Below are 19,000 nucleotides of genomic sequence, written 5' to 3'. Positions count from 1 at the left end.
AATTCCGTATTGCCTGAATCGCGGGTATTATCGCCAATACATCAAGTAAAATCAGTATTAACCAGTGAAAAAGACCGTCTAACTAATATGGAGAAAGCCCAACTTAAAGCAGTTGTGGCTGGCTTCAAGGAGTAATGATTATGCGTAAAGAATTTTTTGATGACTTACATTTTCGCAGAAAGAGCGTTAAAAACTCTTGCATGTGATAGAACTGAAACCAGATTTGATTGAGACATTACGTTTAGCCTAATTCTTTGGATGAGATTGAAGAGAAAATTTACGGCCGTTTTTCACTAAAAGAGAGAAAATAATGTCAAAACGTACTATTTTGTTAACCGGAGCAAGTGGGCGTATAGGACGGACTTTTTTTCTGTCCATGCACGAACATTATATTTTTACCCTTGTTGATCAAAAACAACCCGATTATCCCGTTCAGTCTCCACATCGTTTCATCCTCGCCGACTTATCCGACCCCTCTGTTACTGAACAGCTAGTCATTGATCTAGAAAATATCATTCATCTCGCTGGTATCCCTTATGCTGATGCTGAATTTGAACATTTATTACCAGCGAATATTTTAACAACAACTTATCTTCTGCAAGCAGCAGCGAAATCTCAATGCCGCCGTTTTGTCTTTGCCAGCAGCGCACAGACAATCGAAGGATATCCGGTCGATAAACAAATACCTGATGGTATAGCTGTCTCTCCCGCTAATTTATACGGCGTCACAAAATGCTATGGAGAAGCACTTTGCTCTTATTTTGCAACTCAAAAAGGATTATCTTCCATCGCGCTGCGAATAGGGGCTTTTGAATTTAAAGAGAATCACGAACTGAAAAATGCTCGTGATCTAAGCGCTTGGCTGAGTCCTGAAGATGCCGTTCAGTTGATCACTTGTGCGATTGAAGCGGAAGGTATCACTTTTTTTATCGCTCACGGTATTTCCAATAACCGATTTAAACGCCTCGATCTCACTCAAACCCACAAAATGTTGGGGTACTCCCCCAAAGATGATGCGTTTAAGTCGTTTGATCTGCGATCGTTTTACCCTTGATACAGCAGCACGTTGCTTTGCTAAATTGAAATAAACTATTTCCTCTCAGGTGCCACTATTTTCTGTTATTAGTGGCACCGGGGACAGATTGATACCCAATATCCTACGATCATAAGATCATAAAATCTTAAATAATCTGGATAAACCGTCGTATATCTCTTCATCTAAACCTAGATTTTCTTTTTCCGCTAAGTGCCTTGCATAATTATTCCATACATGACTTCCTAAACCCATCCAAGGCGGGAAAGTGGGATTACCATTATTCCAGAATTGTACTTTTTTCATAACCTTGAGATGATATCTGTGTCTGAAAAGCCATCTTAATTCTTTTCCGGTTATGCTTTTCTCATCTTCGCGTTTTTCAGCTACACGCTCCATATCTATGCCATCAAGTATAAAATGTACATGTATATCACGAACTAATTTACTATTACTTCTGCCTATCCAAGATAATCCTCCTTTGCATTTTCTGCCTATTGTTAATTCATTATATTCTTGTTTGCTATCCATAACATTGCAATATTTCTTATTGTGTTTTAGATACTTAAAAAAATCTTCTTCATATTTTTTGTACGTATAATGATTACACCCATTATAATGATATCTTTCGTAAAAATCCTCCATAACTTCACTATAATACTGATTATCCGAATCCGAGAGTGGCCCATGCTTGAGGATATTTTCTATTTCGTCTATATTTTTTAATTCCACAGGAGTTAGATAATAATCAATTAAAATGGGTGGGCTGCGTTTTTCATCATAGTAAGTTTTGACACCATTAAAATGAGAAATTTTACTAAAATAGATATTCCTCTGCTCACTTAAGCCATATACTAAATCACCTGCGAAGAATTTTTCTCTAAAAGGTCTAAAGAATGGCATTTTCTTATCCTATTTTACTTTAAAGAGTATTTATTATAACCGCCAATTATTTAACGAAATTTATTTAATTTCTGTAGAATGTCCCAAGCAGTTCTCCCACTTGATATTGAATAACTATATGTTGAATAATTAGTTATAAAACAATCAATAAGAATGTCAGACTCCACAACATAGGATTTTAAATAATCTGGATAAACCGTCATATCTCTCTTCTTCTCCAGCGCCTCCTTTTTCCATTAGCTTTCTTTCATAATTATCCCATATATGGCCTGCTTCACCGTTCCAAGGTGGGCTAACGGGTTGACCATTCCTCCAGAATTGTACTTTTTGACTTACCTTGGGATGATTTCTGTGCCTGAAAAGCCATCTTAATTCTTTTCCGGTTATACTTTTCTTTTCGAATTCTTCGTGTTTATCAGCGACCCATTGCATATTTATATCATCAAGTATGAAATGGACATGTATATCACGAACTAATTGACTCTTGCTCTTACTTACCCACGATAATGCGCCTTTGCATTTTCTTCCCACATTTAATGTATCTAGCCCATGATTTCCCTCTAAGACACTGTGATATTTCTTATCGTGTCTTAAATGATTAGAAAAATCTTTAGTATATTTTGGAAACTTATCATGATGAGCGTCAAAGTATTTTAATCTTGATCTAAAACATGACATCCTGGTATTCGTCATTTCAGAATTATCCTGATTATTCACGGATTCTCGTTTGATAAAACCCCTCATACACTCCTCTTCCGAAGAAACTAAATAATCATCAATAAAGACTGGTGGCCATGCATTTTCACCAAAGTAAGGTTGAGCATCTCTAAACGCATTGACTGTATCAATATACCTAATCCTCTGTTTTTCTATACCATATATTAAATCACCTAAAAAATATTTTGTCCTAAAGGGTACAAAGAATGGCATATTTTTATCCTATTTTAACTTAAAGAGCATTTATTATAATTGCCCATTATTTAAAGAGATTTATTTAATTTCTGTATAATGCTTCAAGCTGTTCTTCCACTTGATGCTAAATAACGATTTATAAAATAATAAAACAATCAAACAGAATGTCCTCTCCCACAACATAGGATATTGAATAATCTGGATAAACTGTTATATCCCTCTTCTTTTCTTATTAGCTTTCTTTCATAATTATCCCAGATATGGCTTTCTTCACTCTCCCAAGGTGGGCAAACGGGTTTACCATCCTGCCAGAATTGCACTTTTTGTTTGACCTTGGCATTATGCCTGTTTCTGAAAATCCACCTTAATTCTTTTCCGGTTATACTTTTCTTTTCGAATTCTTCGTGTTTATCAGCGACCCATTGCATATTTATATCATCAAGTATGAAATGGACATGTATATCCTGAACTAACTCACTATCGCTCTTGCCTACCCACAATAATCCGCCTTTGCATTTTCTTCCCAAATTTAATTGATTAAATCTTTCTTTTTCATTTACAACTTGGATTCGCATATTAAGCGCAACACCGTAATGAACGAAGTAAATGAGTTGGGGTTCCTGTAAATAACTCATTCGGTGTTTTATAATCTCGTGTCTTACGTGGTCGATTATTTAGTCGGTTTGCCACAAGGTTAACCTCCCGCTCTGATACCTTATTAAAATCGGTTCCTTTTGGAAAGAAATCTTTCGATTTAATCCCATTATTGTTTTCCTTTTATCCCCTCTTTCCCCAAGGGGAAACACGAAAGAGCAAAAAAAATTTTTTTTCTCTAAATTTTTACCGAATCCGTTTTTGTTGGGAAAATTCGAAGTCCGTTATCAAAGGGTAATTGTTTTAACTTTATGTTTTATCATCGAAAAAGTCTTGGTCGCCGCTTTGGCAACACCTTCTGCTGTTTATCTTCAAGTTTAATGATGTTCGTAAATAACGATTTTTCGTTCAACTAAAGTCAATAAGGCACTTTTACGATCTTTGCCAACGATAGTATCCCCTTCCCAATCCCCAATACGCTGCTTTTTATCAACAATTTTTGGGCGATTATCAATACTGACTCTGTTTTTAATTTTTCCTCTGTGCTCATGGCTTCCATAGCGTTTACGATACGGTTTTTTCGCTATCCTAAGATGTTGCCATAAATCACCGCCATTTATTTTATCTTTATAAATCAATCGATAAATTGTTTCATGATGTAAAGAGATTTTCGCTTCCCGCTTGAGATAACCCACAACTTGTTCCGGACTTAAATCTTGCCAAATTAACTGTTTTATCCACTTTGTTATCTCTGGCGTGATTTTTACGGCTTTTACCTTAGAATGACGGCGTTCTAATGCTTTACGCTGAGCTTGTTCAGGTTCATATTTCTCGGCTTCCCGGTTTCGTCTCAATTCCCGGCTAATTGTTGATGGGGCCCGATTAAGCGACGTTGCAATAAAACGTTGTGTAAAACCGGCTTCTTTTAAGCCGAAAATCTGGTATCTTTCTGTTTCGGTCAGTTGCGTATAGGCCATAGTGCATTTTCCTTTGGCGAGAAAGATGCCTACTATAGCAACTGACCGCCTTTCTTAGAAATTGCACTTACTATGCGAATCCAAGCAACACTACTATATTTCTTATTTTGTCTTAAATTTTCAAAAAAATCTTTCGAATATCCTTGGTACTCATTATGATGAATTTTAATATAGTTTAATTTTCCTTTGCAATAATCCACATTTCCCTTATTACGTTTGATAACATCCTCCATACATTTTTTTCCGGAGGAACTACATAATCATCAATGTAGATGGGTGGCCATGCATTATCATCATTTAGCCCTCTGGCATCGATAAAAGCAGAAACGAAATCAATATATCTCCTCCTCTGTCCCCTTAAGCCATAGATTAAATCACCCGGAATAAATTTATTTCTAAAGGGTCTCAGGAATGGCATGTTTTTATCCTACTTTAGTTTAAAGATTGTTTATTATAAGCACCTATTTATTAAAGAGACTTATTTAATTTATATAGTTATTTAAATTAAAATACCAAACGGGTAAAAATAAGTAATTGTTCGTAAAATATAAAGCATTTCCCCTACGCAGAGAAATTTATCCAAAGTGGCATGATCTGAGGTTTCTTAACGAGAAGATATTTAATAATTAAGCTCCCCACCCATTTTCGGCAGGGAGCTATATATTATATTTTATGACTTATCAATAAATTATCACTGACCAAACATCTCACGCAGCCAGCCGGGGGCTTCTTCTGCATTCTCCTCTATCGGCTGTTGTACCGATTGCTGGCACAATCCCTGTGGATCATCCGTCCAAACCGGCAAGACTCTGATACCGCCGCCCTCGCAGTTGAAACTGCCGTCTTCATTGACGGACATATCCACAATACCTTCCGGTGGGCGGTTATTCAGTGCCAGTGGCGTTTCGTTTTCCAGATAACGGCGGTAAATCGTCAGTGCCCCCGTCGCGCCGGTCAAATTGGTCGGGCCATAGTTATCACGCCCCGTCCAGACAACCACAACTTCCTTACCATCAATTCCCGTAAACCAACTGTCACGAAGATCGTTCGTCGTGCCGGTCTTACCGGCCAGATTATATTGACCATATTTTCCAGCCAGTGATCGGCCTGTACCGCGGGCAATCACTTGCTGCATACCGTACAGTGTCAGATAAGCAGCTTGGGGAGGAACAGCCCGTTCTGCCTGTGGATAGCTCTGGTAAATCACCGTACCGTCTTCTGCAATGATGGAGCGTAACGCAGAAAGTTTTGCCCGATTACCGCCACTGGCAATCGTCTGGAACTCTTGCGCCATTTCCATTGGCGTCAGGCTAATCGCGCCCAACAACATGGCCGGGATTTGCTGGATCTCTTTTGCCGGAATCCCCAGTGAAACTAAGGTACTGGCAATGCGATCTAACCCAACATCCAGCCCCAAATTCACGGTCGGGACATTCATTGAACGCGCTAACGCATCGATCACCATTACTCGCCCACTGAAAGTGCGGCTAAAGTTCCTCGGTTCCCAAGGCTTTCCACCCGACTGAGGAATAGAAATAGGTTCATCCGACAGCCAGGTATTCAGGCGATATTTATCCGGTTGACTCAATGCCGTCAGATAAGTGGCTGGTTTTGCCAGCGAACCAATCAAACGGCGGGCATTCAATGCACGGTTAAATCCGGCATACTGTGGTTGGGAGCCGCCAACCATCGCACGAATTTCACCGCTGAAACGGTCAACCACCACCATTGCCCCTTCCAAGTCAGCAACCTTGCGGGCTTTTCGCAGGGCAGCCACGCCCTTTTCAACCGACTCTTCTGCCGCATCCTGTGCAACCGGATCTAACGTCGTGAAGATTTTTACCCCCGATAAGTCATTAACCTTATCGCCTAACTTTTCCTGCAATTCCTGCCGCACGAGCTGCATAAAAGCGGGTTGCGGTGTCAGACTTTCACTTTTCGGTTTGACACCCAGTGAACGGGCACTCAGCGTGTCATACTCTTTTTGCGTGATAATGTTTCGGCTCTGGAGAATTTTCAGAACAATATTGCGGCGTTCCAGCGCCTTTTGGGGATGACGCCACGGGTTATACACCGATGCGCCTTTCACCATGCCCACCAACAAAGCCTGCTGATCCAAGGTTAATTCACTAATCGGGCTGCCAAAGTAGTACTGACTCGCCAGCGGGAAACCGTGGATCTGCTCATCACCACTCTGCCCCAGAAAAACTTCGTTCAAGTACAATTCAAGCACACGATCTTTGCTGTAACGTGCATCTAACAGGATTGCCATCAGCGCTTCATTCGCTTTACGGCTCAGGGTGCGTTCATTTGAGAGGAACAGGTTTCTCGCCAATTGCTGTGTCAGGGTGCTGCCCCCCTGAACGGCACGCCCCGCCATCAGATTAGCCAATGCCGCGCGGGCAATGGAAAGCGGCCTGACCCCGCCATGTTCATAGAAATAACGATCTTCTGTTTCCAGCAACGTCCTGACCAGTGAATCAGGGAAGCCTTTACGCGGAACAAACAGACGCTGTTCGCCATTCGCCGACTGCATCATCGTAATCAGTTTGGGATCAAGGCGGAAGAAACCAAACTGCCGCTGATTGTCTATATTTTCGATGCTGGCAAGGTGATTGTTCTGAAAGGTCAGGCGGGCTTGAATTTGTCCTTCCTGACCATCCGGGAAATCAAATGGGCGACGCAGCATCTCAATGCTATTCCCTTTGACCATGAATTCCCCTTCACGGGTGATTTTTGCCACTTTCCGATACTGCATGCCTTCCAGCAATTGAACCATTTCATCCTTGCTGTAATTCATACCGGGTTCAAGATTGACTACCCGTCCGTACACGGCTGCCGGTAAATCCCAGACTTTCCCGTCAATACGCTGGCGAATTTTGTTATCCAGATAGAAGCCATAAATCACTGTGAGCACCGCCAGCACAATAAAGATTTTTAGCAGCAACCATAAAAACCAGCGCCCCCCTCTTTTAGGCGGACGGGGCTGAGAACGGCGGACGTTCTTCCCTTTTTTCGTCATGACTTGATCCTCATCGTCGTCGTCAAAATCATCATTTTTATCATCATCATCATCTTCATCGTCATCCCGCCGATCACGTTTGATACTTTTTCACGCGCCGGGTCGGTGGCGTATTGGCAGGATCATCCGGCCACAAATGTTTGGGGTAACGCCCTTTCATCTCTTTTTGCACCTCACGATACGTTCCCCGCCAAAATGCGGCGAGATCTTGCGTGATTTGTAATGGACGATGGGCAGGCGATAACAGTTCAATGACAATCGGAATGCGCCCTTTCGCCAAGACTGGATTTTGCTGCTCTCCGTACATTTCCTGCATTCTCACTGACAGCACTGGAGGTTTATCACTGAAATACCGGATCGTGATCCGGCTGCCTGTGGGTACAGTGTAATTAGTAGGCAATTCATTATCCAGTATTTGCCGCTGCTGCCAATCAAGTAATCCCATCAAACAGGAAGACAACTCAATCTGGCGTAATCCTTTCAAGTCCCCAACATTCCCCAAGGCAGGAAGCAACCACTGTTCAAGGGAGTTCAACAATGCTGCGTCATCAACCGCAGGCCATGCCACTCCCGGTAGCCATTCTGTCGCCCTTTGCAGGCGAATGCGCAATTGCAATGCCTCCGCTGACCAATTCAACACCGACAATCCTTCCTGCCTGACCCAATTCAGCAAGGCTTGCTGTAATTCCGCTGCCGAAGGTTTTGCCAATGGCTGTGCTTTGACAATTAATCGCTCACATTGCAAACGCTTCCATGCCCGTAACGCACCTTTGCTATCATCCCACTCTACGGCTGTCTGTTCAGTAAACAGCAAGGGAAATTGCTTTATGATCTGTTCGATGTCCAACGGGCAAGCCAGCAAAACCCGTGCATCAGGATGATCCTTTCCTTGCTGTAATGCGGGGATCACCAGCCAAGTCTCTGCCGAAAGGGGTTCTTCGCGCTCCAGCGCCACCCCCAAGCCATTGGCTAACTGAAAACGCCCAAGATTATCGCGGTTTTTGGCGATCCGGTCGGGAAACCCTTGTACCAAGAGTTCCGGCACCAGATCCAGTCTGGGGTGATTAGGGTGGCTTGTACCCTCCCTTTTCTTCGTAAAATTCCTGATAAGCTGGTTGGTTCGTTGCTGCCAATGACGCTGATTCGCCGTCATCCAATAAAGCAAATCAGGCTGCCCACGACGCGGCGGCTCTTCCAGAATGGCAACCAATTTCGCTGCCGTGAACAATGCGGCACGGTCTTGTTCTTGAGCTGAACATTTTTCTTTACCTGAATACAATATCGCCGCCAGACGCGGTTCACTACCGGATTCCGCCATTTGCCAGCCACGGGCGGTCAGTTGTTGGTTATCGTCCAATGCCCTCAGCCGCAATAGCAGGGATTCGGCAACCGCCAATGCCGGTTGGGGCGGATTGTCCAGCCAATGAAGCTGGCTGCTGTCACGGCATCCCCATTGCAATAAAGAAAGCAGTAAACCGCTGAGATCGGAATGCAAGATCTCCGGTTCGCCGTGCTCTCTGGCTCGTTCTGCCTGTTCCTGACTCAATAAGTGCCAGCAAACACCGGCCTCTAATCGTCCGGCGCGTCCTGCCCGCTGAACCATCGATGCCTGACTGATGCGTTGGGTGATTAAGCGCGTCAGGCCATTTTTCGGATCAAACCGGCTGGTGCGTTCCAGCCCGCTGTCTACCACCAGCCGGATGCCTTCAATCGTCAAACTGGTTTCTGCAATATTGGTCGCCAGTACGACCTTGCGCATCCCCGCTGGCGATGCCGCAATAGCTTTGCGTTGTTCTGACAATGACAATGCGCCATACAATGGACACAACAGCGTGTCGTCATTGACCTTGCCCTCCAGTTGCGACAACACCCGCTGGATTTCACCAACACCCGGCAGAAACAGCAATAACGATCCTGTCTCCTGCTGCAATAACTGCAATACCGCCGAGGCGACGGATTGTTCAAACGGTTGATGAGGGGAAAGTGGATGATAAGATCTCGTGACCGGATAGCTGCGCCCTTCTGACACAATCACCGGAGCATCGGGTAATAAAGCGGAAAGGCGCTGGTTATCCAATGTTGCCGACATCACCAAGATCCGCAGGTCGTCGCGCAACCCTTCCTGCACATCCAGCAGCAGTGCCAAGGCCAGATCGGCCTGTAAACTGCGTTCATGGAATTCATCCAGGATCACCAGAGAGACGCCGCTCAATTCAGGATCTTGTTGCAACATCCGCGTCAGAATTCCTTCAGTCACGACTTCAAGGCGGGTTGCCGCACTCACTTTGGTTTCCGCACGCATCCGGTAGCCGACGGTCATCCCAACCGGCTCATTGAATTGTTCGGCCAGACGTTCAGCCACACTCCGTGCCGCAATACGCCGGGGTTCCAGCATAATGATGCGTCCTGCCAACGGTGCTTGGCGTAAGATCGCCAATGGCAATCCGGTCGATTTTCCCGCTCCCGTTGGCGCGTGCAATAACACTTGCTTCGATGTTTGCAATTCAGCAATCACAGCTTCCACGACGTCATGAATGGGTAATAAATCATAAATAGGCGATGACAAAGGAGTACCATAATGAATTAACTTTCAATGGATGCCATTGTAGCATTAGCGTCTTTTTGATCACTGAACACTTTCGCCCACTGGTTATAAAGGAAAGTTTATGGAATTTTCACCTCCCCTGAAGTCTGCTACCTTAATCCGCCGCTATAAACGCTTTCTTGCAGATGTCCTCACGCCGGCAGGGGAAACGCTCACAATACACTGTGCCAACACGGGTGCCATGACAGGCTGCGCTACGCCGGGAGATACCGTGTGGTATTCCACCTCAGATAATCCCAAGCGCAAGTACCCGCATAGCTGGGAATTGACGCAGACCCAAGAGGGGCACTGGATTTGTGTCAATACCCTCAGGGCCAATGAGTTGGTTTATCAGGCCATTGAACACAATATTATCTCGGAATTGTCTGGATATGAGTATATTCATCGTGAAATTCGCTATGGCGAAGAGAAAAGCCGTATCGATTTATTGTTACAAGCAAAACAAAGAGTTGATTGCTATATTGAAGTCAAGTCAGTGACATTGTTACAAGAAAACTGTGGATATTTTCCTGATGCCGTCACAATTCGGGGGCAAAAACATTTACGTGAGCTATCATTGATAGCACAACAAGGTCAGCGTGCTGTCTTGTTATTTGCTGTTTTACATTCTGGGATCAGTCAGGTTGCGGCAGCAAAACATATTGACCCTGATTATGCGCTTCTTTTGGAACAAGCGTGCCAATCCGGGGTCGAAGTAATCTGTTATCAGGCCAGCATGACAGAAAATGGGATGGTTCTCAGTCACAAATTACCTTTTCTATCAATGTGATAATTTGTAAACAGATCATGCTAATGAGAGGTGTTTTGTAATATATTTAGGCAGTAAACATGTCAGCCTTCACACCATTGCAAAACTAATGGCAGGAACAATTGCCAACCTCGCAGTCATCTGTTATTTATAGCGGCCTATTTTTTTCCCCCTACTGTTGGGGGCCGTTTGATAGTGCGTGTGTAAGGAGAAGCATTATGCAAGAAGGGCAAAAACGTAAAACCTCGTCCTTGAGCATTCTCGCCATCGCTGGGGTAGAACCTTACCAGGAAAAGCCAGGCGAAGAATACATGAACGATGCCCAGTTAAAGCATTTCAAGCTGATTCTGGAAGCATGGCGCAATCAACTCAGGGATGAAGTAGACCGTACTGTATCTCATATGCAAGATGAGGCAGCAAACTTCCCTGATCCAGTTGACCGTGCGGCGCAAGAAGAAGAGTTCAGTCTTGAATTACGTAACCGGGATCGTGAGCGTAAGTTGATCAAAAAGATCGAGAAAACGCTGAAAAAAGTCGAGGAAGAGGACTTTGGTTATTGTGAATCCTGTGGGGTTGAAATCGGCATTCGCCGTTTAGAAGCTCGCCCAACAGCCGATTTATGTATTGACTGTAAGACGTTGGCCGAAATTCGTGAAAAGCAAATGGCTGGCTAACGAATAGGGTTAAGTACGGCGCTCAATAGCGCCGTATGCCCCTATATTGAATCTGTTATGACGCAATCTGAACATTCCTCGTTATATATTGGGCGCTTCGCACCCTCTCCTTCCGGCGATCTCCATTTTGGTTCCCTGGTGACGGCACTGGGCAGTTATCTGCAAGCCCGCGCTTGCCACGGAAAATGGTTGATGCGGATTGATGATATTGATCCCCCACGGGAAGTTGCCGGCGCTGCCAACCGGATATTGCAAGCTCTTGAGCATTACGGACTTTGCTGGGATGGCGCAGTGCTCTACCAATCCCAACGCCATGACGCTTACCGTGCCATCCTTGATCAATTAAAACAGCAAGGCGATAGCTATTGCTGCATCTGTAGCCGCCAACGCATCCAGCAACGGGGCGGCTTTTATGATGGTCATTGCCGGCATCTGCACCTGCCAGCGCATAACGCCGCCATTCGCCTGAAACAGCATCATCCGGTTTATGGTTTTGACGATAAATTGCAGGGCCATATCACTGTATCCACTGAAATGGCTGAGGAAGATTTCATTATTTATCGCAAAGACGGTTTATTTGCCTATAATCTTGTCGTGGTTATTGATGATAACTATCAAGGCATCACTGAAATTGTCAGAGGCGCGGATTTAATTGAACCCACGGTTCGCCAGCTATCTCTGTATCAGCGCTTGCATTTTGCAGCACCCGATTATGTGCATTTACCTCTCGTGCTAAATAAAGAGGGAAATAAACTTTCGAAGCAAAATCATGCCCAGCCGATCCCCTTGGGCGATCCAAGACCATTGCTTATTGATGCGTTATCATTTTTGAATCAACCCGCTATCGCAGGCTGGCAAGATCTCACCACCGAGCAACTGCTACAGCAAGCGATTGTCGGTTGGAATATAAACGCGGTTCCGCCAAAGAAACATAACCCATAGATCAGGTTAAATAAAGTCTTTCTATTAGCGCTATAAGCATTCTCAAAAAATGTCCAGTAAGTTATGATTGGCGGCTGTTTTTTGTTTTAATTGATTAGTCACTATCGAGGTGTACCATTTTTAACCGAGTAGCAACTTTCTGCCGTAATTTGCTAATTCGCGAACACAGGGCAAAGCGCGACGTACAGGCAGTCAGTGAAAGGCCAGTCACCGTATCTGACCATTCTGCTCAAACAGAGAGCAGCCCTCTGCGTAAACGTCGCAGAGGGAATCATTCATCTTCATCACATGCCGAAAACGACAAAATGAAGAAAAAATCCGCCAAGGCAACGCCTTCGGACTCTCCGATCACGGTGATCCCACGAGAGCAGCACCCTATTTCACGTAAAGACATTAGTGATAATGCCCTGAAGGTTTTGTATCGCCTGAATAAATCCGGTTTTGAGGCTTATCTGGTCGGTGGCGGAGTGCGTGATCTCTTGCTGCACAAAAAACCCAAAGATTTTGATATCGCTACCAATGCGACACCTGAGCAAGTTCGTAAACTGTTCCGTAACTGTCGTCTGGTCGGGCGCCGTTTTCGCCTTGCCCATATCATGTTTGGCCCGGATGTGATTGAAGTGGCGACTTTCCGCGGGCCACATGATCAAATAGAAAACAATGACCGCAGCCAGTCACATAAAGCTCAAAGCGGTATGTTACTGCGTGATAATATTTTCGGTTCAGTGGAAGAAGATGCAGTGCGCCGCGATTTCACGATCAATAGCCTCTACTATGGCATTGAAGACTTCGCCCTGCGGGATTACATCGGTGGCATGGCCGATCTGAACGCAGGCATCATTCGCCTGATTGGTGATCCGGAAACCCGCTATCGGGAAGATCCCGTGCGGATGCTGCGTGCTGTCCGTTTCGCCGGCAAACTGGATATGACCATTGAGCCAGCCACGGCGGAACCTATCCCGCGTCTCGCCTTTCTGTTGAAAGAGATTCCATCAGCCCGTCTGTTCGAAGAATCTCTCAAACTGTTACAGTCAGGGCAAGGTTACAAGACCTATAAACTGCTGCGGGAATATCATCTGTTCCAGCCATTGTTTCCGCTGATTCAGCGCAGTTTTACCCAAGGTGATGATTCACCGATGGAAAAACTGCTGGCACAGGTGCTGAAAAATACCGATTTTCGCTTGCAAAATGACAAGAAAGTGAATCCGGCTTTCTTATTTGCGGCCATGCTGTGGTATCCGCTGATTGAACATGCAGAGAAACTGACACAAGAAAGCGGATTGCAGTATTACGATGCTTTTGCGTTAGCCATGAATGATATTCTTGATGAACAGTGCCGCTCCATTGCGATCCCGAAACGCCATACCACCACGATGCGCGATATCTGGTTGCTTCAGCTTCGCCTGCCGCGTCGTCAAGGCAAACGGGCGAATAAACTAATGGAACATCCGAAGTTCCGTGCCGCCTATGATTTACTGGAATTACGTGCCAGTATTGAACCACGCCATGAACTGAAAGAGTTGGTGCGATGGTGGGCTGAATTCCAACAGTCAACCCCATCACAACAGCGCGGAATGATAGCAGAACTGGGCAGCGAACCGATTCGCCGCAGAACACGCCCCCGTCGTGGTGTTGGTAGTGGTGGTGGACGCATTCGTCAGAACAGGAACAACAGTTAACATGACGCTAGTCTATATCGCCATTGGCAGTAATCTGGCCGACCCTTTGCAGCAAGTCAATAACGCACTTGCTGCGCTGAAACAGATCCCTGATACCACGTTTGTTGTTCAATCCTCTTTTTACCGAACAAAACCCATGGGGCCACAGGATCAACCTGATTATCTCAACCTTGCCGTCGTATTGGACACCCAGTTATCACCAGAGATATTGCTTGATCACACGCAAGCCATTGAACGGGCTCAAGGACGTGTTCGCAAGGATGAACGCTGGGGGCCTAGAACGCTCGATTTGGATATCATGCTGTTTGGCGATCACATCATCAACACCGAACGCTTGACCGTTCCCCATTATGGATTAAAACAGCGTGAATTTATGCTCTACCCGCTGGCAGAAATTGCACCAGACCTGGTGTTTCCCGATGGGGAAACCTTAGCAGAGCAATTAAAACTCGTTCCAGAACATGGCCTGACGCTTTGGGTCTAGCTTGTGTACCTCTTTCTGGATAATGGGATACTATCCTGAAACTAAAGGGTATAACTATTCAGGAGAATGTAATGAAACCAACAACCCTGGCGGATCTCAGTCAGTTAAAAAAAGCCAAGCGCAAATTCGCCACTATCACCGCTTACGATGCCAGTTTCGCCCACCTTTTCGCCGAACAGGGCATTAATGTCATGCTGATTGGCGATTCACTCGGCATGACCGTGCAGGGATTCGACTCAACCCTGCCCGTCACGATTGAAGATATCGCTTACCACACCCGCAGCGTTCGCGCCGGTGCTCCGCAGGCTTTTCTCATCGCCGATATGCCTTTCATGAGCTATGCGACCCCTGAACAAAGTTTTGGCAACGCGGCGGCATTAATGCGTTCTGGTGCCAATATGGTCAAAATTGAGGGTGGGGATTGGCTGTGTGATACCGTCAAAATGCTGGCCGAACGTGCCGTCCCCGTTTGCGGACATTTGGGTCTGACACCACAATCCGTTAATATCCTCGGCGGTTATAAAGTTCAGGGACGTGATGAATCCTCCGCCCAGACGTTACTCAACGATGCCATTGCCCTGGAAAAAGCGGGTATGCAGCTACTGGTGTTAGAATGTGTGCCGACTGCGCTGGCCCAGCGTATCACTGAAGCCCTGGACATTCCGGTCATTGGTATTGGGGCGGGCAATATGACGGATGGCCAAATTCTGGTTATGCACGATGCCCTCGGCATTACCACAAGGCCGCCTAAATTTGCCAAAGACTTCCTCAAAGAAACGGGCAACATCAGGGATGCCATCCGCTTATACATTGAACAAGTAGAAAGCGCTGCCTATCCCGATCAAGCACATTCATTCAATTGATGATTCTCCAGCATGACTGCTAATTAAAGGAGTACAGCAATGCTGATTATAGAAACGATCCCCCTTTTACGCCGAGAAATCCGCCGCTGGCACCAAGCCGGCAAACGCATTGCTTTCGTTCCCACGATGGGAAATCTGCATGATGGTCATATGGCGTTGGTGGATACCGCCAGAGCACAGGCTGACGTCGTTATCGTCAGTATTTTCGTCAATCCGATGCAATTTGACCGGGAAGACGATCTGGCCAATTATCCCCGAACCTTACAGGAAGATTGCGAAAAACTGAGCCGTCGCAATGTCGAGCTGGTATTCGCGCCCAACGTTAACGAGATGTACCCGAATAGCTCAAACAACAACCAAACTTTTGTTGAAGTGCCGGGGCTTTCTCATCTCCTTGAGGGCGCCAGCCGGCCTGGGCATTTCCGTGGTGTCACGACCGTTGTCAGCAAATTGTTTAATCTTATCCAACCTGATCTGGTTTATTTCGGTGAAAAAGATTTCCAGCAATTACAGATTATCCGCAAAATGATTGCCGATATGGCCTACGATATTACCTTGGTTTCCGTGCCTATCGTCCGTGATAAAAATGGATTGGCGCTGAGTTCGCGTAATAGTCTCCTGTCCGTTGAAGAGAAAAAAATAGCGCCTTTGCTCAATCAGGTGATGCAATTTATGGCAGAAAGATTGAAAAATGGCGAACGGGATACGGGACGGCTCATTGAACTCGCCGCTGCCCATTTGCGCGAAGAAGGTTTTATGCCGGATGAGTTATTTATCCGTGATGCAGAAAACCTGCTGCCATTAAGCGCACAAAGTCAAAAAGCCGTGATCCTGATGGCGGCATGGTTGGGGAAAACCCGGCTGATTGACAATCAGCAGGTCGATTTGATTGGCTGATTTGAAGTATCCACTCCGCCGCAATCGGCGGCGGAGTATTCTGTTCTGGCGATTACGTTCTCAGCCCTCGCCCTGATTCAATCAGATACCAAGCCAATATATAGAATCCAACGATAAAACTCCCCAGCATCCCTAATGTCATCGTCAGGGACACATCCATGATACCGAGAAAACCGTAGCGGAAGCCACTGACCATATAGACGATCGGGTTAATCTTTGACACGACCTGCCAGAAAGTCGGCAGCAAAGTCAGGGAGTAGAATACGCCCCCCAAATAGGTTAACGGGGTCAGCACAAAGGTTGGGATAATACTGATATCATCGAAGGTTTTCGCAAAAATGGCATTCAACAGCCCCGCCAGTGAAAATAAGATTGACGTTGCCAGCAAGGTGATCACCACCATGCCCCATGAATGTATCTGCAACGGCACGAACAACAGGGAAACCAATGTCACCAGAATACCCACGCATACCCCACGAGCGACGCCACCGCCAACAAAGCCGGCAATAATGATATGAGTGGGAACCGGTGCAACCAGCACTTCTTCAATGCTGCGCTGGAATTTGGCACCAAAGAAAGACGAAGAAACATTAGCGTAAGAGTTAGTGATCACTGACATCATGATCAGCCCGGGCACAATAAACTGCATATAACCCACGCCGCCCATTTCGCCAATGCGGGAACCCACCAGATTACCGAAGATAACGAAATACAGGGACATCGTGATCACAGGCGGCAGTAAAGTCTGCACCCAAATACGGCCAAAACGGGTAACTTCTTTAATCCAAATGGTTTTCAGCGCCACCCAGTACAATGGGATCATGATCTATCTCCTTGATGATTATTAGTCAATCCGACAAACAACTCTTCCAGACGATTGGCTTTATTGCGCATGCTGTTGATTTGTATACCCTGCGTACTTAGCTGGGAAAACACATCATTCAAGCCCTGCCCACGTTTTACATCCACTTCCAACGTGATGGCATCAAGTAGACGGTGGTCGTAACCTTCAACTACCGGCATGGCTCCTTTGGGGTCCAAATCGAGCAAGAAGGTTTCACGCTCAAGTTGACTGAGCAGATTTTTCATACTCGTGTTTTCCACCAGCTCGCCGTGCTGGATAATGCCGATGTTACGGCACAACATCTCGGCTTCTTCCAGATAGTGCGTCGTTAGGATGATTGTGGTTCCCTGAGCATTCAATCCGCGCAAAAATTCCCACATTGACCGGCGCAGTTCGATATCCACACCCGCCGTGGGTTCATCAAGGATCAACAACTTTGGCTGGTGCATTAAAGCACGGGCAATCATTAAACGCCGTTTCATGCCGCCGGACAAACGATTTGCCCGCTCGTTGCGCTTTTCCCAGAGATCCAATTGGGTCAGATAGGTTTCTGCCCTGCCGTAGGCGACATTGCGCGGGACCCCGTAATATCCCGCCTGATTCATGACAATCTGAATCACGGTTTCGAAAGGATTGAAATTAAATTCCTGCGGAACAAGGCCAAGCTGCCGTTTGGCATTAACGAGATCCGTATCAATATCGTAGCCAAAGACCTTGACCTTGCCGCCACTTTTATTCACTAAGGAACTAATAATCCCTATCGTCGTCGATTTCCCGGCGCCGTTCGGCCCTAAAAGCGCGTAGAAATCACCGGTTTCTACACGCAAATCAATTCCCCGCAGCGCTTTCACTCCACTCTCATAGACTTTCGTGAGCTGCGTCAATTCCAATGCGTAAGCCATAAGTAAAAAATACCTTTATTATTTGCTATTTCTGACTACAAGATGAAAATTATGCCATTATTATTCCCCTATTTCTTAACAATGGCAGGGGTTAATTAAAAAACATTGCTCAATTAAATATTAAATTCTCAATTAATGTTGTATATGATTCTATCTCAAAAATGTTGCCAGGCTATTCGTTATGATGAGAAAAATTGAAGAGCTGTTTGCCAGGAACAAACAGTGGTCAGAATCCGTAAACGAAGAAAATCCACGTTTCTTCAAAGAATTATCAAAAGCACAAAAACCCCATTTCCTGTGGATAGGCTGCTCTGATAGCCGAGTACCTGCCGAAAAACTGATTGATGCCGCACCCGGTGATCTTTTTGTTCACCGCAACGTCGCCAATCTTGTGATCCATACCGATTTAAACTGTCTATCTGTTGTGCAATATGCCGTTGATGTTTTACAGGTTGAACACATTATCATCTGTGGTCACTACGGTTGCGGGGGCATTGAAGCTGCCGTGGATGGCACGGAATTGGGCTTAATCAATAACTGGCTGCTCCATGTCCGTGATTTGTGGTACAAGCACAGTTCCATGCTGGGTGAATTACCACCTAATGATAGGCTGAATCGCCTGTGTGAATTGAATGTGATCGAGCAGGTTTACAACCTCGGTCACTCAACCATTATGCAATCCGCATGGAAACGCGGGCAGAAGGTGATGATCCACGGTTGGGTATATGGTTTAAAGGATGGTGAGTTACATGATCTGGATATTACGGCGGACAGCCGTGAAAAATTGGAACTCAATTATCGCCAGACGATTTCCAAGTTATCGCAGACAAAATAACGGATTGAACAATCCCTTATTGACGATAAAAATAAATGATGAGAAAAATAAATGATGAGAAAAATAAATGGCAGCAAAACGCTGCC

17 protein-coding genes and 1 pseudogene are annotated in these 19,000 nt (G+C 45.5%); 9 read left to right on the top strand and 9 right to left on the bottom strand.

The window, feature by feature from the left end; translation table 11 throughout:
* Positions 1 to 310: 310 nt before the first annotated feature.
* Positions 311 to 1,054 carry an NAD-dependent epimerase/dehydratase family protein gene (locus tag XDD1_RS14390; protein WP_045972234.1) on the top strand — a complete coding sequence of 248 codons (744 nt, stop codon included), beginning with the start codon at positions 311 to 313 and terminating at the stop codon, positions 1,052 to 1,054.
* A 117-nt stretch (positions 1,055 to 1,171) separates the two neighbouring features.
* On the opposite strand, the gene XDD1_RS14385 is transcribed toward XDD1_RS14390, so the two are convergent.
* From XDD1_RS14385 to hrpB, 7 genes and pseudogenes are all read right to left on the bottom strand, one after another.
* Positions 1,172 to 1,936 carry a hypothetical protein gene (locus tag XDD1_RS14385; RefSeq protein ID WP_045972232.1) on the bottom strand — a complete coding sequence of 255 codons (765 nt, stop codon included), beginning with the start codon at positions 1,934 to 1,936 and terminating at the stop codon, positions 1,172 to 1,174.
* 156 nt (positions 1,937 to 2,092) lie between these two features.
* Positions 2,093 to 2,866: a hypothetical protein gene (locus tag XDD1_RS14380; protein WP_045972230.1), complete on the bottom strand. Its 774-nt coding sequence runs from the start codon at positions 2,864 to 2,866 to the stop codon at positions 2,093 to 2,095.
* A gap of 137 nt (positions 2,867 to 3,003) precedes the next feature.
* The gene (locus XDD1_RS14375) at positions 3,004 to 3,423 is read right to left on the bottom strand and encodes a hypothetical protein (protein WP_045972228.1); all 420 of its coding nucleotides are present in this window, start codon (positions 3,421 to 3,423) and stop codon (positions 3,004 to 3,006) included.
* 1 nt (position 3,424) lies between these two features.
* Positions 3,425 to 4,419: pseudogene (locus tag XDD1_RS18665) on the bottom strand (IS30 family transposase).
* Between the two features lie 175 nt (positions 4,420 to 4,594).
* The gene (locus tag XDD1_RS14365; protein ID WP_045972226.1) at positions 4,595 to 4,837 is read right to left on the bottom strand and encodes a hypothetical protein; all 243 of its coding nucleotides are present in this window, start codon (positions 4,835 to 4,837) and stop codon (positions 4,595 to 4,597) included.
* 273 nt (positions 4,838 to 5,110) lie between these two features.
* Entirely contained in the window at positions 5,111 to 7,525 is a 2,415-nt protein-coding gene (gene mrcB, locus XDD1_RS14360) for a bifunctional glycosyl transferase/transpeptidase (protein WP_045972224.1), read from the bottom strand.
* On the bottom strand, positions 7,515 to 10,007 hold the full coding sequence (gene hrpB, locus XDD1_RS14355; RefSeq protein ID WP_045972222.1) for an ATP-dependent helicase HrpB: 2,493 nt from the start codon (positions 10,005 to 10,007) through the stop codon (positions 7,515 to 7,517). Before hrpB ends, mrcB begins: the two co-directional genes overlap by 11 nt.
* Positions 10,008 to 10,107: 100 nt before the next feature.
* Between hrpB and sfsA the strand changes: the two genes are divergently transcribed.
* The 7 genes from sfsA to panC all read left to right on the top strand — a co-directional run bounded on the left by sfsA (position 10,108) and on the right by panC (position 16,333).
* Entirely contained in the window at positions 10,108 to 10,815 is a 708-nt protein-coding gene (gene sfsA, locus XDD1_RS14350; RefSeq protein ID WP_045972220.1) for a DNA/RNA nuclease SfsA, read from the top strand.
* 197 nt (positions 10,816 to 11,012) lie between these two features.
* A complete protein-coding gene (gene dksA / locus XDD1_RS14345) occupies positions 11,013 to 11,468 on the top strand; it encodes an RNA polymerase-binding protein DksA (protein ID WP_045972218.1) in 456 nt (151 codons plus the stop codon).
* A 57-nt stretch (positions 11,469 to 11,525) separates the two neighbouring features.
* On the top strand, positions 11,526 to 12,410 hold the full coding sequence (gene gluQRS, locus XDD1_RS14340; protein WP_045972216.1) for a tRNA glutamyl-Q(34) synthetase GluQRS: 885 nt from the start codon (positions 11,526 to 11,528) through the stop codon (positions 12,408 to 12,410).
* A 305-nt stretch (positions 12,411 to 12,715) separates the two neighbouring features.
* A complete protein-coding gene (gene pcnB / locus XDD1_RS14335) occupies positions 12,716 to 14,089 on the top strand; it encodes a polynucleotide adenylyltransferase PcnB (protein ID WP_211353889.1) in 1,374 nt (457 codons plus the stop codon).
* Between the two features lies 1 nt (position 14,090).
* Positions 14,091 to 14,573, top strand: a complete 483-nt coding sequence (gene folK / locus XDD1_RS14330) for a 2-amino-4-hydroxy-6-hydroxymethyldihydropteridine diphosphokinase (protein WP_045972212.1) — start codon at positions 14,091 to 14,093, stop codon at positions 14,571 to 14,573.
* Positions 14,574 to 14,644: 71 nt separating this feature from the next.
* Entirely contained in the window at positions 14,645 to 15,436 is a 792-nt protein-coding gene (panB, locus tag XDD1_RS14325) for a 3-methyl-2-oxobutanoate hydroxymethyltransferase (RefSeq protein ID WP_045972210.1), read from the top strand.
* Positions 15,437 to 15,475: 39 nt separating this feature from the next.
* Positions 15,476 to 16,333, top strand: coding sequence for a pantoate--beta-alanine ligase (panC, locus tag XDD1_RS14320; RefSeq protein WP_045972208.1), 858 nt, complete (start codon positions 15,476 to 15,478; stop codon positions 16,331 to 16,333).
* Between the two features lie 52 nt (positions 16,334 to 16,385).
* Here panC and XDD1_RS14315 read toward each other — a convergent pair whose 3' ends face one another.
* On the bottom strand, positions 16,386 to 17,156 hold the full coding sequence (locus tag XDD1_RS14315; protein WP_045972207.1) for an ABC transporter permease: 771 nt from the start codon (positions 17,154 to 17,156) through the stop codon (positions 16,386 to 16,388).
* Positions 17,153 to 18,079, bottom strand: coding sequence for an ABC transporter ATP-binding protein (locus XDD1_RS14310; RefSeq protein WP_045972205.1), 927 nt, complete (start codon positions 18,077 to 18,079; stop codon positions 17,153 to 17,155). Before XDD1_RS14310 ends, XDD1_RS14315 begins: the two co-directional genes overlap by 4 nt.
* A gap of 181 nt (positions 18,080 to 18,260) precedes the next feature.
* Here XDD1_RS14310 and can point away from each other — a divergent pair, with 181 nt between their 5' ends.
* Complete coding sequence (gene can, locus XDD1_RS14305; RefSeq protein ID WP_045972203.1) at positions 18,261 to 18,914, top strand: carbonate dehydratase; 654 nt, start codon at positions 18,261 to 18,263, stop codon at positions 18,912 to 18,914.
* The last annotated feature ends 86 nt before the right edge of the window (positions 18,915 to 19,000 follow it).

The sequence above is a fragment of the Xenorhabdus doucetiae genome, assembly GCF_000968195.1.
GTDB classification, from domain to species: Bacteria; Pseudomonadota; Gammaproteobacteria; order Enterobacterales; family Enterobacteriaceae; genus Xenorhabdus; species Xenorhabdus doucetiae.
The sequence above is the reverse complement of the archived record's forward strand: the minus strand, read 5'-3'. Positions and strand labels throughout refer to the sequence as shown.

What these genes read in the sequence shown, in the direction of transcription:
- pcnB (WP_211353889.1), top strand. Translation starts at nt 12,716, where the DNA reads ATGAAGAAAAAATCCGCCAAGGCAACGCCTTCGGACTCTCCGATCACG.
- XDD1_RS14375 (WP_045972228.1), bottom strand. Translation starts at nt 3,423, where the DNA reads ATGCGAATCCAAGTTGTAAATGAAAAAGAAAGATTTAATCAATTAAAT.
- XDD1_RS14380 (WP_045972230.1), bottom strand. Translation starts at nt 2,866, where the DNA reads ATGCCATTCTTTGTACCCTTTAGGACAAAATATTTTTTAGGTGATTTA.
- XDD1_RS14365 (WP_045972226.1), bottom strand. Translation starts at nt 4,837, where the DNA reads ATGCCATTCCTGAGACCCTTTAGAAATAAATTTATTCCGGGTGATTTA.
- panB (WP_045972210.1), top strand. Translation starts at nt 14,645, where the DNA reads ATGAAACCAACAACCCTGGCGGATCTCAGTCAGTTAAAAAAAGCCAAG.
- gluQRS (WP_045972216.1), top strand. Translation starts at nt 11,526, where the DNA reads ATGACGCAATCTGAACATTCCTCGTTATATATTGGGCGCTTCGCACCC.
- XDD1_RS14385 (WP_045972232.1), bottom strand. Translation starts at nt 1,936, where the DNA reads ATGCCATTCTTTAGACCTTTTAGAGAAAAATTCTTCGCAGGTGATTTA.
- XDD1_RS14315 (WP_045972207.1), bottom strand. Translation starts at nt 17,156, where the DNA reads ATGATCCCATTGTACTGGGTGGCGCTGAAAACCATTTGGATTAAAGAA.
- dksA (WP_045972218.1), top strand. Translation starts at nt 11,013, where the DNA reads ATGCAAGAAGGGCAAAAACGTAAAACCTCGTCCTTGAGCATTCTCGCC.
- sfsA (WP_045972220.1), top strand. Translation starts at nt 10,108, where the DNA reads ATGGAATTTTCACCTCCCCTGAAGTCTGCTACCTTAATCCGCCGCTAT.
- XDD1_RS14390 (WP_045972234.1), top strand. Translation starts at nt 311, where the DNA reads ATGTCAAAACGTACTATTTTGTTAACCGGAGCAAGTGGGCGTATAGGA.
- panC (WP_045972208.1), top strand. Translation starts at nt 15,476, where the DNA reads ATGCTGATTATAGAAACGATCCCCCTTTTACGCCGAGAAATCCGCCGC.
- XDD1_RS14310 (WP_045972205.1), bottom strand. Translation starts at nt 18,079, where the DNA reads ATGGCTTACGCATTGGAATTGACGCAGCTCACGAAAGTCTATGAGAGT.
- can (WP_045972203.1), top strand. Translation starts at nt 18,261, where the DNA reads ATGATGAGAAAAATTGAAGAGCTGTTTGCCAGGAACAAACAGTGGTCA.
- folK (WP_045972212.1), top strand. Translation starts at nt 14,091, where the DNA reads ATGACGCTAGTCTATATCGCCATTGGCAGTAATCTGGCCGACCCTTTG.